The organism is Pedobacter africanus, assembly GCF_040548825.1.
Lineage (GTDB): Bacteria > Bacteroidota > Bacteroidia > Sphingobacteriales > Sphingobacteriaceae > Pedobacter > Pedobacter africanus_A.
Map to the genome: position 1 here is coordinate 668,340 of NZ_JBEPSL010000003.1, position 16,081 is coordinate 684,420.

The 16,081-nt window shown below is 47.7% G+C and carries 12 protein-coding genes; all 12 read left to right on the forward strand.

Annotated elements, in window-relative coordinates; genetic code table 11:
• Window positions 1-54: 54 nt before the first annotated feature.
• The 12 genes from ABIE26_RS18635 to ABIE26_RS18690 are packed head-to-tail and all read left to right on the forward strand — an operon-like array spanning window position 55 to window position 16,058.
• Complete coding sequence (locus ABIE26_RS18635; RefSeq protein WP_310144726.1) at window positions 55-1,074, forward strand: phosphodiester glycosidase family protein; 1,020 nt, start codon at window positions 55-57, stop codon at window positions 1,072-1,074.
• Window positions 1,075-1,079: 5 nt separating this feature from the next.
• Window positions 1,080-2,939 carry an FAD-dependent oxidoreductase gene (locus ABIE26_RS18640; protein WP_310144728.1) on the forward strand — a complete coding sequence of 620 codons (1,860 nt, stop codon included), beginning with the start codon at window positions 1,080-1,082 and terminating at the stop codon, window positions 2,937-2,939.
• A gap of 36 nt (window positions 2,940-2,975) precedes the next feature.
• Window positions 2,976-6,185 (forward strand): SusC/RagA family TonB-linked outer membrane protein, encoded by a 3,210-nt coding sequence (locus ABIE26_RS18645; protein WP_310144729.1) that lies wholly within the window; start codon window positions 2,976-2,978, stop codon window positions 6,183-6,185.
• Between the two features lie 11 nt (window positions 6,186-6,196).
• Complete coding sequence (locus ABIE26_RS18650) at window positions 6,197-8,008, forward strand: RagB/SusD family nutrient uptake outer membrane protein (RefSeq protein ID WP_310144731.1); 1,812 nt, start codon at window positions 6,197-6,199, stop codon at window positions 8,006-8,008.
• 23 nt (window positions 8,009-8,031) lie between these two features.
• Complete coding sequence (locus ABIE26_RS18655) at window positions 8,032-8,958, forward strand: DUF5017 domain-containing protein (RefSeq protein WP_310144733.1); 927 nt, start codon at window positions 8,032-8,034, stop codon at window positions 8,956-8,958.
• 13 nt (window positions 8,959-8,971) lie between these two features.
• A complete protein-coding gene (locus ABIE26_RS18660; RefSeq protein ID WP_310144735.1) occupies window positions 8,972-10,360 on the forward strand; it encodes a DUF5009 domain-containing protein in 1,389 nt (462 codons plus the stop codon).
• A 17-nt stretch (window positions 10,361-10,377) separates the two neighbouring features.
• Window positions 10,378-11,667, forward strand: a complete 1,290-nt coding sequence (locus ABIE26_RS18665) for an MFS transporter (RefSeq protein ID WP_310144736.1) — start codon at window positions 10,378-10,380, stop codon at window positions 11,665-11,667.
• Entirely contained in the window at window positions 11,664-12,365 is a 702-nt protein-coding gene (locus ABIE26_RS18670; RefSeq protein WP_310144738.1) for a GDSL-type esterase/lipase family protein, read from the forward strand. Before ABIE26_RS18665 ends, ABIE26_RS18670 begins: the two co-directional genes overlap by 4 nt.
• A gap of 1 nt (window position 12,366) precedes the next feature.
• On the forward strand, window positions 12,367-13,059 hold the full coding sequence (locus ABIE26_RS18675) for a GDSL-type esterase/lipase family protein (protein WP_310144740.1): 693 nt from the start codon (window positions 12,367-12,369) through the stop codon (window positions 13,057-13,059).
• Complete coding sequence (locus ABIE26_RS18680; protein WP_354376238.1) at window positions 13,056-13,994, forward strand: DUF4434 domain-containing protein; 939 nt, start codon at window positions 13,056-13,058, stop codon at window positions 13,992-13,994. Before ABIE26_RS18675 ends, ABIE26_RS18680 begins: the two co-directional genes overlap by 4 nt.
• Window positions 13,995-14,001: 7 nt before the next feature.
• Window positions 14,002-15,177, forward strand: coding sequence for an AGE family epimerase/isomerase (locus ABIE26_RS18685; protein WP_310144745.1), 1,176 nt, complete (start codon window positions 14,002-14,004; stop codon window positions 15,175-15,177).
• Complete coding sequence (locus ABIE26_RS18690) at window positions 15,174-16,058, forward strand: hypothetical protein (protein WP_310144748.1); 885 nt, start codon at window positions 15,174-15,176, stop codon at window positions 16,056-16,058. Before ABIE26_RS18685 ends, ABIE26_RS18690 begins: the two co-directional genes overlap by 4 nt.
• The last annotated feature ends 23 nt before the right edge of the window (window positions 16,059-16,081 follow it).

Here is a 16,081-nt window from a genome sequence, read left to right on the forward strand (position 1 = left end):
AAGTTTTTAATTTATTTAATAAAATTCCTATATTTACTGCATAACCAAACCATTATGAACTTAAAATCAAACTTTGCATGTATTCTTATGGCGGGAGCAATCGTGTTGGCTGCCTGCAGTAAATCTAAAAAGGGCGTTGAAACCGATCCTGAAGAGCCTGCAGTGGTTGTTGATTCCACTCCGCTGATCAATTTATCGCCAGCCTGGAAAAAAGCAATTCACCTGATGGCTGATTTTCCTAATGGGATCCAGGTTTATCAGAATACAACTTTATTTAATGGAAAAGCATTGGTAGCCTATTGTGTTGTTTTTGATCCTAAATCTGATCTGGAGCTAAAGCCTTTGCTGGCTACCACCAATAAAAAGGTCTCTGCTTTTTATACCGAAGAAAAGGGCTTCAGGTATGCCTGCATCAATGGAGGTTTTTTTGGAACAAATGCATCTTACAGCCTGGCCATGTACCAGGGGCTGGTAAATGCCATCAATATCAAATCTTTAACACGGCCCTTAAATGGGGTAAACACCACTTATTATCCTACAAGGGCAGCATTTGGAATTTCGGCTGACGGTGTGCCGGATGTAACCTGGATTTACCATGTGGGGAGCGGAAACGGGACCGTTTATTCCTATCCGGCCCCGGCTGCAAACCTGATCAATACCCCAGCCAAACCTGTGCCAACGGCCACAGTTCCGGCAGGTGGCGTTGTGTGGGACGTTAAAGCTGCAATTGGCGGTTCGCCGATGCTGGTTAAAGACGATAAGATCAATATCACGGATGGTGAGGAACTGATCGATATCGACAATACCTCCTCACGCGCCCGATCTGCCATAGGGTATACCAAAAACAATATGATCGTGCTGCTTGCCGTAGAGGGCAACAACAGTACGGGAGGGGCAGGTTTAAATTTAGCTGAACTGGCCCAGCTGATGAAAGATATGGGCTGCGTTGGCGCCGTGAATTTAGATGGCGGTGGTTCTACCTCCTTAACGGTAAGGGCCAAACAAACCGTTAAACCTTCGGATGGAGCAGAGCGCCCGGTTATGACTGCGCTGATCATTAAAAAGAAATCTTAGCTATCATGAAGTATATTTTCCGTTTTTTACTGTTCGTTTTTCTGGCTCCGGTCTTGCCTGCAGCGGCCAAAGAATATCCTACGCAGCTGCTGGTTATAGGAGGTGGTGCCAGTGGAACTACTGCTGCCATTCAGGCTGCCAGAATGGGCATAAAAACGCTTATTGTTGAAGAAACCGAATGGCTGGGAGGAATGCTGACCTCTGCTGGTGTTGCGGCTATTGATGGCAACCATCAGATGCCTTCGGGCCTTTGGGGCGAATTCAGGCAAAAACTTTATGATTATTATGGTGGCCCTAAAGCGGTGGAAACCGGATGGGTAAGCAATACCCTGTTCGAGCCATCGGTTGGCAATAGAAAATTAAAGGAACTGGCCAGCCACCCTAACCTGAGCATATGGTATAAAACAGAATGGAAAAATATAAGCCGTACAGGTAAAAAATGGAAGGCCGAAGTGCGGGTAAATGGAAAACCGGCTGTAGTTACGGCCGACCTGATCATAGATGCTACGGAACTGGGCGATGTGATGGCTTTCCTGAAAATCCCTTACCGTGTGGGAATGGATAGCCGACAGGATACCGGCGAGTCTTTTGCCCCTGAAAAGGCCAATGACATCATTCAGGACCTGACCTATGTGGTAGTCCTGAAAGATTATGGCAGGGGAGCCGATAAAACCATACCCAAACCGGAGGGCTACGACCCCAAAGAATTTGAATGCTGCTGCGACATTACCGATCCGGCTGCCGATCAGCGCAAGAGGGCTATAGATTGCAACCAGATGATCACCTATGGTAAGCTGCCCAACAACAAGTACATGATCAACTGGCCTAAATGCGGTAACGACATTTACCTGAATATCATAGAAATGGCCAAAAAGGACCGTGATGCGGCCCTGAAAGTGGCCAAACTGCACAGTTTAAGGTTTGTTTACCACCTGCAGACCCGGCTGGGCTTTAAGCACCTGGGCATTGCCGACGATGAGTTCCCTACCAAAGATAAACTGCCGATGATCCCCTACCACAGGGAATCGAGGCGCCTGAAGGGCATGGTAACTTTAAATGTAAACGATGTTACTGCCCCTTACCAGCAAAAGAACAGCTTATACCGTACAGGTATTGCGATAGGCGATTATCCGATTGATCACCATCACCTTAAAAATCCGGATGCCCCGCAGATTGATTTCATCAACATCAAAGTGCCGGCCTACAATATTCCCCTGGGTGCATTGGTGCCCGCTACCGGTGAGGGGCTGATTGTGGCCGAAAAAAGCATTAGCGTAACCAATATTGTAGCTGGCGCAAGCAGGCTGCAGCCGGTGGTACTTACCGTAGGGCAGGCAGCAGGGGCCCTGGCGGCAGTTGCGATAAAAAACAAACAGCAGCCTGCAGAAGTAAACATCAGGGAAGTGCAGCTGGCCTTGCTGGACAGTAAGGCCTACCTTATGCCCTTTATAGATGTAAAACCGGCCGATAAAGACTTTAAAACCCTGCAAAAAATTGGGGCTACGGGCATCCTTAAAGGCACAGGTATTCCTTATAAATGGGCCAACCAAACCTGGTTTTACCCGGAACAACCTGTTAACGAATATGAGCTGGCCAATGGCATGCGTACTTATTATTCCATTCCTGCACAGCTGCATGCTTCCGGTAAACTTACCGATGCAGGCTTTGCTGCAGCGCTTTTTTCGGCAGCAGCAAAAAGGAAGATCAGTGCAGCAGAACTGCTGGAAGTTTTGAATGCAGGGATGGCTGGACAAGTGAAGGCCGAAAGCAGTCTGAGCAGAAGGCAGCTGGCCATTTTAATAGATCATTTTTTAGATCCCTTTGCTATTGCGGTCGACTTTAACGGCATGCTTAAAAACAAATAAACCGAACAAGATTATAAATTCTAACCAAACCACATTATGCAACAAATTTTTACAAAAATTAAAGGGTGGCTACGCGGAGGGGGGTGTTTTGCCCTGCTCATGTGCATTTCTTTAATGACCATGGCACAGGAGAGCGGGAGAGAGCGTGACCGAGAGCGTACGGTTAACGGCCAGGTGAACGACCTGAAGGGCGAGCCGCTGGCTGGGGTGGTCGTTCAGGTTAAAGACCAGAAAATTACGGCTACTACCGATTCGAAAGGAAGTTTTCAGCTTAAAGTGCCTGCAGGCAGCTCAGTGCTGGTGTTCCGTTACATTGGTTTTGAAGAGGCTACGGCAACAATTGGCAGCGGACCGATGAAGGTAACGCTGAAGGAGTCTGTATCTCAGCTGAATGATGTGGTGGTGATTGGTTACGGTACGGTGAAAAGAAAGGACCTGACCGGATCTGTAGCCAGCGTAAATGTTGCAGACCTTGCCAAGGCCCCTGTAAGGTCCTTTGATGAAGCACTGGGCGGCAGGGTAGCAGGTGTGCAGGTGGTGTCATCTGAAGGCGGGCCCGGTGGTACCGTCGACATCGTGATCCGTGGCGGTAACTCCATCACCCAGAACAACTCCCCGCTTTTTGTGGTAGACGGCTTTCCGATGGAAGATGTGAACAATTCGGCTTTGAATGCTTCAAACCCGCTTTCCTCCATCGATCCGGCAGATATTGAATCTATAGATGTTTTAAAAGATGCCTCTGCAACTGCTATTTATGGTGCCAGGGGTGCAAATGGTGTAGTAGTTGTGACTACCAAACGCGGTAAAATAGGTGCCCCGGCCATCAGTTACAATACTTATTTCGGCTTGCAGAACAACAACAAGCGGATGAAACTACTTGATCCTTACGAATATGTAAAACTTCAGTACGAGATTGACCCGGTTACGACCAAAAGGCTTTACCTGACCAAGTTAAACGAGATTGAGAATACCGATGTACCATTGGATTATTATAAAGGTGTTAAAGGGATTGACTGGGAAGACCAGATCATGCGTACTGCGCCCATGCAGAACCATAACCTTAGCCTGGTAGGGGGTACAGAAAAAACAAAATACAGTGCTTCCCTTTCTTATTTTGATCAGGACGGGATCATCATTTACTCGGGCTATAACCGTTTGCAGGGCAGGCTTACGCTTGACCAGGAAGTGAACAAACGCCTTAAGGTGGGACTGAGCACCAGTTATGCTACTGCCAAAAATTTTGGCACCCCGCCTTCTCAGAGTACTTACCAGAACCAATTGAACCTGCTGTACAGTGTGTGGGCTTACCGGCCTATTCCGCAGTTTGGCTCCTCGGTCGACCTGATCGAGGTTCCGCAGGACCCGGAAATTGAACAGGGGCCTTCGGAATTCAGGTTCAACCCGATATTCACCACCAAAAATGAATTGCGCCAGGATGTAGGGGAGACCTTCATCGTAAACGGGTATGCAGAGTATGCCATTCTGCCCAACCTGAAACTGAAAGTTAGCGGCGGGGCCACAAAAGGCACCAAGCAGTTCGATGTTTTCAACAATTCTGGCAGCAGAACGGGTAATCCGAGTACCAACAACAAAATAAACGGGGGGATTACCATTTTCAATTCCATGAACTGGCTGAATGAAAATACCCTTTCGTACCACAAGAAATTTAATGAAGATCATGTGCTTGATGTGGTGGGTGGATTTACCATTCAGGCTGGAAAAGGCAGGTCTTTCGGGGCTACGGCAAAATTGCTGCCCAATGAAGGCCTTGGACTTAGCGGTCTGGACGAGGGCGTTCCATTGGCCATACAATCTACAACAACAAATAATACGCTCGCTTCTTTCCTGAGCAGGGTCAATTACAACTACCGGTCTAAATACCTTTTTACAGCTTCGTTCAGGGCGGATGGATCTTCCAGGTTTATCAACCAGAAATGGGGCTATTTCCCTTCGGGGGCTTTTGCCTGGAAAATTGGTGCTGAGCCTTTCATGAAAAAACTGAAGTTTATTTCCTCAGCAAAATTGAGGACCTCTTATGGTTTTACCGGAAACAATGGCTCCGGGGATTTCTCGGCCTTCTCTAATTATATTGTACCATTAACGGCCGGATATTCGTTCGGGAACCAATTGGTAAATGGCAGTTACTCGGCCAGTATGGGCAATGCCGACCTGAGGTGGGAAAAAACAGAGCAGATGGATATTGGTCTGGATGTAGGGATCCTGAAAGACCGCATCAGCTTTGAAATAGACGCTTACCGCAAAAACACCAGTGATCTGCTGCTCAATGCCAGTCTGCCTTCCAGTACCGGCTATACCCGGCAGTTCAACAACATTGGTAAAGTTAGAAACGAAGGTCTGGAGTTTACCCTGAACGCCACCCCTGTACGTAGCAAGGATTTTAAATGGTCTACAAACTTCAACATTTCCTTTAACAGGAACAAGGTGCTGGAACTGGCAGAAAATGAGCTGAGCCTCACCTCTGTTCAGGCCTGGGGTGCCGGCTGGGAAACCTTACCGGGTTATATCGCAAAACTGAACAAACCGGTAGCGCAATTTTATGGCTATATATGGGAAGGTGTTTACAAATACGAGGATTTTAACCAGCTAGGTCCGAACAGCTTTATCCTTAAAGACAACATTACGGCAAATGGCGAGACCAGGGCCAATGTCCAGCCGGGCGATATCAAATACAAAGACCTGAACGGGGACCTGGTAATTGATGCGAACGACAGAACGGTAATTGGTAATCCGCTTCCGATTCACAGCGGTGGTTTCTCCAATAATTTTACCTATAAGAATTTTGACCTGAACGTCTTCTTTCAATGGTCGTACGGCAATGAGGTGTACAATGCCAACCGCCTGGCCCTGGAAACCGGGATGCTCATCAATACCAATCAGTTTGCTTCCTATGCCAACCGCTGGTCGCCCGAAAACCCGGATTCCAACATGCCTGGTGTAAGGGGGACTACCAATATGGCTTATTCTACACGTGTGGTGGAAGATGGTTCTTTCATCAGGTTAAAAACGGTACAGCTGTCTTATTCCCTGCCTACGGCCTTTTTGAAACGGATAAAGGTAAAAGGTGCCAGGGTTTATGTGGCTGCCCAGAATATCGTTACCTGGTCTGATTACTCTGGCTACGACCCTGAAGTCTCTGTCAGAAGATCTGCACTTACGCCCGGATTTGACTATTCGGCTTATCCGCGTGCATTTACTACAACACTGGGTTTAAATGTAAACTTTTAAATGAATTAGCAATGAAACGTATTATAACATATAGTCTATTGGTGTCTGCATTGTCGCTGGGCAGCTGCTCTAAATTTCTGGATACCAGTCCAACTGATTTTATATCGCCGGTAAATTATTTTAAAACAGAAACTGATATCAATACCGCGCTGGCAGGGGTTTATGATGTTCTGGGTAAAACAGGTACTTACGGGCGGACCTTTTATTTCGACAATGACCAGAGTGATGAATGGTTTGAATCGAGAAGTACCGTAACCACCGGTCTGCAGATCAGCAACATCACTACAGCTGATGGTACGGTAAATACCTCCTGGGAGGTGCTTTACAATGGGGTGAGCAGGGCCAACCTGTTCCTGGAGAATGTGGACAAGGCAGAGATGGACGCAAAGAAAAAGTCGGTAGCCAAAGGTGAAGCGATGTTTTTGCGGGCCTTTTATTATTTCCTGTTGTCCAATAACTGGGGAGATGTGCCTTTGCGCCTGAGCTCTACTTCTTCGGTAAAGGATGTAAGCTTTAAAAATACTCCCACAAAAGAGATCTTTGATTTTATTGTGAAGGACATGGAAACTGCCGCGGGAATGGTGAGCGAAAGCAGTGCTTATTCCTACAACAGCAGGATTACCAAAACGGTGGTATGGGGCATTCTGGCCAGGGTAAACCTGAAGATGGCCGGGGCCCCTTTAAAAGAAACAGCACGATTTGCGGAAGCCAGGAAATGGGCCAAAATGGTGATCGATGAGGGTTCGCACAAGCTGAACCCCGATTATTCCAATATTTTCATTAAAATGTGCAGGGACGAATACGATACCCAGTACAGGGAAAGCATGTGGGAAGTTGAATTTAACAAACTGGCTACCGGCGGACAGGAAGAGGAAGGCTCCTTAGGCAGTATCAACGGAATCGGGAATACCGACAGGAATTTCGGCTACAGCTATGGGGTACCGCATGCTACGGAAACTTATTACAATGCCTTTGACCCGCTGGACAACAGGAGAGACTGGTCTATCAGTCCGTACCGCTATGCTACCGTGAACTCGGTGCCCAACAGCAAGGTGCTGTTTACCAGCGCAGAGATCTACAACAGGTTCAGTGCTAAATGGAGAAGGGAGTATGAAATTGCGCTGCCTAAAAACGTGGGCACAACGCCCATTAATTTCCCGATATTGAGGTATTCGGATGTATTGCTGATGTTTGCTGAAGCAGAAAATGAAGTTAACGGACCAACACAGGCTGCGATGGATGCGGTTAACCTGGTGAGGAAACGCGCCTATGGCATGGACCTGAACGGACAGGTGATCAAAAGCGTTACACTGAGCAACCAGGGTTCGGGTTACACCTCTGTGCCAACGCTGACCATCACCGGTGGTGGCGGAACAAATGCTTCGCTTTTGCCGGTTATTTCCGGTGGTAAAGTGATCCGTATCGATATCCTTTCAAGAGGAAGTAAATTTACCACGGCGCCAACCCTAACTTTAAGCGGTGGGGGCGGCAGCGGAGCGGTGGCAACAGCTACGATCTCTTCGGCAACAGAATATGTGCTTCAGGATGCAGGTACCAAAGAGGAACTGCGTGATGCGATCAGAAAGGAGCGTTCATTGGAGCTGGGTTATGAAGGACTGAGGAAGTTTGACCTGATCCGCTGGGGCATTTACCTGGAAACCATGGAATCCATAGCGAATGTGATCAGGCTTTCAGCCCCGGCAAGTTATAAGTTTGCTGCGGTGTTTGCACAGAATGCTGCGGCCGAGCGTAACCTTTTGCTGCCGATCCCATCGAGCGAGATGATGCTCAATAAACTGATCGTTCAAAATAAAGGCTGGTAATTCATATTTATAGATCAATAATCATGAAGAATAAAAAATATCTTGCAGGTCTGGCCTTATTGCCTTTCCTGGCATTTTGTACCAAAGATGATGTGGTAACCCCTGCTTTTGATGTTACCGTTGAAGCAAGGGAATATAAAGTTAACGACTCGGTAAGGTTCATCATCAAAGATGCACCTGATGTGATCACCTTTTATTCGGGAGAGAAAAACAAGGAATATAAATACAAAGACCGCGTTGTGGTGGAAGGGCGGAAAAAAGAACTCGCCATCAATACACAGGTAACGTATGGCAGTCAGACGGATAACCTTAAGCTGATGGTTTCCAATGATTTTACGGGAACCTATGACGAGGCTTCCGTAAAAAAAGCAAGCTGGAAAGACATCACCGGCAAATTTACTTTATCGGTTTCACCTGCCGGGGTTTTGGGGCCCAAAGTATCTTCGGGTAAGGTAGACATTACCGACGAGCTTGTTGCGGGCAAACCTGTGTTCTTTGGTTTTAAATTCGTTGGCGCTGCATCTCCGGGAGTTACTTCTACGCAGCGGGGCTGGAGGATCTATAACTTTGACCTGACCACTACCGATCCGGATGGTACATCAACGGTACTGGCTTCACGTACCAATGCGGGATGGAACCCGGTAAACATTCTGGATGCAGTAAGCGCGGCCGGGACCAGCAAATGGATTTACACTACGGATATGTTTTATTATGACCCGATGAGCAGCCTGGTAGAATCTGAAGGCTGGTACATTACAAAAGGTTTTTTACCGGATAACATGTCGCCGGACAAAGGAACGCCAATTAAAGATTATACCCAGCGGAGAAATTCCTATGCCTATGCTTTTAAAGCAGAGGGCGAGTATACGGTTACCTTCGTGGGTTCGAATGTGAATTATACAGGCGAGAAATCGGTAGTTAAGGAGTTCAAGATTAAAGTGGTTAAATAGGGCCGCGGCAGCTATGAAGAAAAGAGAACAGGCTTTAGATGCTTTGCGGGGACTGGCCATTTTGCTGATGGTGCTTTCCAGTAGCATTGCCTTTGGCATTTTACCTGCATGGATGTACCATGCACAGGTGCCGCCGCCATACCATGTTTTTAAACCGGAACTGCCCGGTATCACCTGGGTAGACCTGGTATTTCCTTTCTTTTTGTTTACCATGGGGGCAGCCATCCCCCTGGCCATGCAAAAAAAGATCAGCGAACAGCCGGCACTGAAAACAGCCGGGCAGATTGTTCAGCGCTACCTGCTGCTGGTGGTATTTGCCCTGTTTACCTTTTATGCACGTGCCTGGGTAATGGATGCCGAGCCTGGGTGGCAGGCCCAGCTTTTATCCATAGGTTGTTTTTTCCTGCTGTTCCTGATGTATGCACATTTCAGCAAACTGCAGCATAAAGCGTTTGCTATTGGGATAAAAGTTGCCGGTTTTGCTCTTGCCGCGCTATTTCTGTACGCTTATCCCTTTAAAAATGGCTTCAATTTAGCGAACAGTGATGTCATCATTATCGTGCTGGCCAATATGGCCCTGTTTGGCACTTTTATCTGGTGGTTTACACGTAAGCGCCTGCTGTTAAGGATAGGTATTTTACCTTTGGTGATGGCCGTTTTGCTGACCGCCAAAGACAGTGGCACCTGGAACAGTGTTTTATTCAACTGGTCGCCCTTACCCTGGATGTACAAATTCTATTACCTGAAATACCTGTTCATTGTACTGCCCGGTACTTTTGCAGGAGAGTGGCTGCTGGCCAGGGCGCAAAGTGATGATCAACAGCTGTTAAAAAGCAAAGGGATGGGCCTGGTTGCGCTCTTGTGTCTGCTCATCATGCTCTGCAATGTGGCTTGTTTATACAACAGGTGGCTGGTATCCAATCTGCTGATCAGCGCTGTTTTGTCGCTATTGCTTTTACAGCTGTTAAAAAATACCGCCGAAAGTGCCGATAAGGTGCTTTACCAGCGGTTTGCTCAGGCGGGTGTTTACCTGCTGATACTGGGTTTATTTTTTGAGGCCTTCGAAGGTGGCATCAGGAAAGACATTTCTACCTTCAGCTATTACTTTGTAACCACCGGACTGGCTTTTCTGACTTTGTTGTCCTTTGTTATTTTTGAAAAAGCGGGCCGCTTTACCGGCTTCATTACCTATCTGGGCAACAACGGGAAAAATCCGATGGTGGCCTATACCGCCGGTAACCTGCTGCTGATCCCCCTATTGAAAATTACAGGTGGGGATGTGCTTTTAGACAGCCTTTCGGGTTTGCCCGCAGGGGGCTTTTTAAAGGGGCTGGTCTTTACAGGCATCGTATCCTTAATCACCCTATATTGTACCCGTGCTAAATTGTTCTGGAAAACTTAATTTTAAAAAAAGAGACAGTGCCAACACCTGAAAAGAAAACTTTAAACCCTATATACTGGATCCCTACTACCTGGTTTGCCATGGGGCTTCCTTTTGTTGCCCTGTCGGGCGCCAGTTCTATCATGTATAAGAACATGGGCATCTCCGATACGCAGATTGCTTTCTGGACTTCCCTGATCATGTTCCCATGGACCATCAAGCCGCTATGGGGGCCATTTCTGGAGATGTACAAAACTAAAAAGTTCTTTGTATACACTACACAGATCTTTACCGGCGTATTGTTTGGCCTTTTGGCTTTAACGCTGCAGATGAACCATTTTTTCAGCTTCTCTATTGCCATTCTGACCATTATCGCCATTAGTGGCGCTACACACGATACGGCTGCCGATGGGGTGTACCTGAATGAGTTGACGCCGAAGCTGCAAGCTAAATTTGTAGGCTGGCAGGGCGCTTTTTATAACATTGCCAAGGTTTTTTCGGGCGGGGTACTGGTGTATTTTGCTGGTCAGCTGGAAAAAGAGATCGGGATCCACAACGCCTGGATGGCGGTGATGTTTGCCTATGGCCTCATCATGGTTTTGCTGGGGCTGTACAATATGCGGGTACTTCCCGAAGGAGGAAAAGCACAGGAACTAAGCTCTGTTAAGGAAGGTTTTGCGACCCTAAAAGATGTGATCATTACTTTTTTTCAAAAGAAAAATATCTGGTATAGTCTGTGCTTTATTGTTTTTTACCGCTTTGCAGAGGGGCAGGCCATTAAAATTGTGCCTTTGTTTTTCAAGGCTTCTAGGGCTTCGGGCGGACTGGGTTTAAGTACCTCTGAAATTGGTTTACTGTACGGCGTTTTTGGTTCCATTGCTTTTGTACTGGGTTCTATAGTGGCTGGTTATTATGTATCCAATAAGGGGCTGACCAGGCGTACACTGCTCATTCTGTGTGCTGTTTTTAACCTGCCCTTTGCAGCCTATGCTTTCCTTGCTGTAGCTATGCCGCAGGAATTGTACATCATCGCATCGGCAGTGGCCATAGAGTATTTTGGTTATGGTTATGGTTTTGTAGGCCTCATTTTATTTATGATGCAGAACATCGCCCCGGGCAAATACAAAATGGCGCATTATGCCTTTGGAAGTGGTTTGATGAACCTGGGCTTTATGATCCCTTCCATGATCAGCGGTTTGCTGAGCGATTACCTGGGCTATAAAGAGTTTTTTATCTGGGTGCTGATTGCCACCATCCCGGCTTTTGTGGTGACCTGGCTGGTGCCTTTGATGCCGGTAGAAAAAGAGGCTGAAGAAATTGTGGAATGAGGAACGAAATGAAATATGGTATGAAATGCCTGTTTGCGGGTGCAGCTTTATTGGTTCTGCCTTTTTTGGGCAGCGCACAAACACAGGCTGGAATAGACAGCAGTTATGCCAATGGGCATTACCTGCAGCGGCTCGAATTTTTTAAGCGTATGCCCAACCAGAAAAATGAAATTGTATTTCTGGGCAACAGCATTACCGAGGGCGGAAAATGGCAGGAGCTGATTCCCGGTAAACCGGTAGTGAACCGGGGCATCAGTGGCGATGTGAGCTATGGCATCCTGGCCCGCATGGATGAGGTGCTGGCGGCCAAACCGGCTAAGCTTTTTATCCTGATCGGTATCAACGACATGAAGCGCGGTACACCGCAGGACATAATCCTGAACAACTACCGGAAGATCATTGCCAGGGTAAAGGCTGAGTCGCCCCACACCAAAATATATGTACAAAGCATCCTGCCGGTAAACAAGGCTATGCTGCCCGCTACTTATGCGAAGTTATCGAACCCCGGCATACTGGCCATGAACAGGGAACTTTTGGCCCTGTGTAAACAGGAAAAGCTGAATTATGTAGACCTGCATCAGGTATTTGCGGGACCGGATGGGGAACTGAAAAAGGAACTGAGCATAGACGGGCTGCACCTGCGTTCGGCAGCTTATATTTTATGGGCGGAATATTTAAAGAAAACACATGCAATATAGAATGGGGAACTTAAAATTATGGATAGCCCTGTGTGGCTCCATTTGTGCAGCGCTGACTGCTGAAGCGCAAAATACGGTAAAGATTGACAGCAATTATGCCAATCCCTATTATCAGCAAAGGGTTGAATACTTTAATCAAATGCCCCATGTAAAAAACGAGGTGGTTTTTCTGGGCAACAGCATAACCGAAAGGGGAGAGTGGCAGGAAATCCTGGCGGGCTACCGCTATCCGGTGGTAAACCGGGGCGTGGGGGGCGACAATTCCTTCGGCATTCTGGCCAGAATGGATGAAGTGCTAACTGCAAAGCCCAGGGCTATTTTCCTGATGGATGGCATCAACGACCTGTTCCGCGGCCTGCCTTATGAGGTCAGCATCTCTAACTACAGGCGGATCATCCGTAAGATCAAACGGGAATCACCAAAAACAAAGATCTACATAGAAAGCGCCTTGCCTATTAATGAAAGCATGACCACGGCCGCCTATACCAAAGGCCGGAATGCAAAGGTGCCGGAACTGAATGCGCGCATTCAGCAATTGGCAAAAGAAGAAAACATCACCTATATCAATATCGTTCCTCTTTTTTCCGATGAGCAGGGAAACTTAAGGAAGGACCTTAGTCCGGACGGTGTACATCTTAAGGCAAGTGCTTATATTGATTGGGTAAAATACCTACAGGAACAAAAATATTTATGAGGATTACAGGGACATTTATAGACGAGATATCGCACGATATTCCGCACCAGAACTGGGGCAGGGCAGAATGGGACAGGGACTTTGCACACATGAAATCGGTTGGGATAGATACCGTGATTTTAATCAGGAGCGGCTATCGCCGTTTCATTACTTATCCTTCTACCTATCTGAAGGATAGTTTTGGCTGTTACCATCCGCCAATAGACCTGGCGGAACTCTTTTTACAGCTGGCCGATAAGTACGATATGAAGTTTTACTTTGGTTTGTACGACAGCGGTGAATACTGGGATACCGGCAACCTGCAGCACGAGATTGATGCCAACCGCTATGTGATAGATGAGGTTTGGCAGCAATACGGGCATTACAAGAGTTTTGGCGGCTGGTACCTGAGCATGGAGATCAGCAGGCGCACAAAAGGGGCTACCGAGGCTTTCCGTACACTAGGATTGCAATGCAAGGGCGTAAGTAACGGGTTGCCCACCTTCATTTCTCCCTGGATAGATGGCAAAAAGGCAGTAATGGCTGCCTCTGCTGAGCTGACCAAGCAGGATGCCGTATCGCTGCAGGAACATGAGCGTGAATGGGGCGAAATCTTTGAGGGCATACAGGGTGCCGTAGATGCCGTAGCCTTTCAGGATGGGCACATCGACTATCATGAACTGGATGATTTTTTTGTCTTGAATAAACGCATGGCCGACCGCTACGGACTGCAATGCTGGACCAATGCCGAGAGTTTTGACCGGGATATGCCCATTAAATTTCTGCCCATCAAGTTCGAGAAGTTGCGCCTGAAGCTGGAAGCGGCCCGCAGGGCGGGGTACGATAAGGCCATTACTTTTGAATTTTCACATTTTATGAGTCCGCAGTCTGCTTATCTGCAGGCCGGACATTTATTTAACCGATATAAAGAATACCTACAAGGATTAACAATTTGAGCTACCGATGAAGAATTACAGTGAAATTTACGAACAGGAACTGATCAGCAATGTGATTCCATTTTGGATGAAACATTCGAAGGATGAAAAGGGAGGGGGATATTTCAATTGCCTGGACCGCACTGGAAACGTGTTTGATACCGATAAATTTATGTGGCTGCAGGCCCGGGAAGTCTGGACATTTGCCACCCTTTATAACGAACAGGAAGCCCGGCCGGAATGGCTGGAGATGGCTAAACATGGGGCCGATTTCCTGGAGCAGCATGGCCGCGATGCCGAAGGGAACTGGTATTTCTCTTTAGAACAATTTGGCAAGCCCCTGGTGCAGCCTTACAATATCTTTTCCGACTGCTTTGCCAGTATGGCTTTTGCTGCCTTGTATAAAGCGGATCCGCAGGAGAAATATGCACAGATCGCCAAAGATACTTTTCAGAACATATTAAAGCGCCAGCAAAACCCAAAAGGAAAGTACAATAAGGCTTATCCGGGCACCCGCGACCTGAAGAACTTTGCGCTGCCGATGATCCTGAGCAACCTTTCCCTGGAAATGGAACACCTGCTGGACAAACAGACCGTAGATGACCTGCTTAAAGCAGTTATCCATGAGGTGATGGATATCTTTTACCAGCAGGACAGCGGGCTGATCCTGGAGAATGTGAACCTGGACGGCTCTTTTTCCGATTCTTTTGATGGCAGGCTCATTAACCCGGGGCATACCATAGAGGCCATGTGGTTCATGATGGACCTGGGTGTGCGTTTGAACGACCCTAAGCTGATTGGCCGTTGCGTGGAGATCGCCCTGCGTACCCTGGAGTATGGCTGGGATAAGGAATATGGCGGCATCTTTTACTTTATGGACATTAAGGGGCATCCGGTGCAGCAGCTGGAATGGGACCAGAAATTATGGTGGGTACACCTGGAGGCATTGGTTTGTATGGCTAAAGGTTATGCGCTTACGGGCAGTGTTGCTTGTAAGGAATGGTTTTTACGGTTGCATGAGTACAGCTGGAAGCATTTCAGGGATGAGGAGCATGGCGAGTGGTATGCTTACCTGAACCGCAGGGGAGAGGTATTGCTGCCGCTGAAAGGGGGCAAATGGAAGTGTTGTTTTCATGTGCCAAGGGCGTTGTTTCAGGTTGCAAGGGTGCTTAGTGCAGTAGAGGAGGAAAATGACCGTTTATGAAGAATTTTTTACTGGGGCTCATGATAGCCCCATTTTTTACGCTGCAAGGCGCGGGGCCGGAGTTGAATGGCACTGTTTTGAAGGATACGCTTGTGCATAAGCCTGCTTTTTTTGAGGGGGAAGTGAGGCCTTCCGGTAGCATGCCCTGCTTTAAGGGGGCTTATTACAGGAAAGCGGTGTCCTCTAAGGATGTATGGCTGGGTATTGCCGGTACGGTGGTACTGCCAAAGATCACATTTGATGCCGGCAGGAAAAATGACAGGCAGCCCGGGCAGTTTCTGGATAACCCCTCGGTTTATATGGGGGGCAACATGAACGGGCAGGAGACCGATGTGGGCCTTACCTGGGCGGTAACCAAAGATGAGCAAGGCAGGATCAGTACAGAGCGGAAAGCTTTCAGGCCATTTTTCCGTCGCACTGCATATACTGCTACCGGGCAGAAAGACATCTGGCAGAATGCCCCGGCTTCCAGGGAGTATTATTGGTATCCGGGAGAGGAGGTCAAGATGTCGCTCCGCGTGGTAAAGGATGGTAAACTCAGGATTCTGGTTGAAGGTGCGGGAAAACGTTATGAAGCTGATTTCGATGCCGATGGTTATCGAATGGATGCGGTAGGGGAGTTTAAACGGGTAAATGCCATTGACCAGGTGCGGAACGAAGGCAAACCGGCACAGCCTACCTCAACGCGGGTAGAAAATGCGGTATGGAAAGAAACTGTTTTTTTCAGGATGCACAAAGGAAAGGTCATTGCCGTGCCCATGCATAAGGGCCGGTTTACGGATATGCGTTGTCCGGATGTAAAATATTTTAAAATTTCTGCGAATGCGAAGCAGGAGCAGGTTGGAGCAGAGACGATCAGTATTTATGGTGCTGCCCGTTAAGCCGATATTTATTACCTTTACGG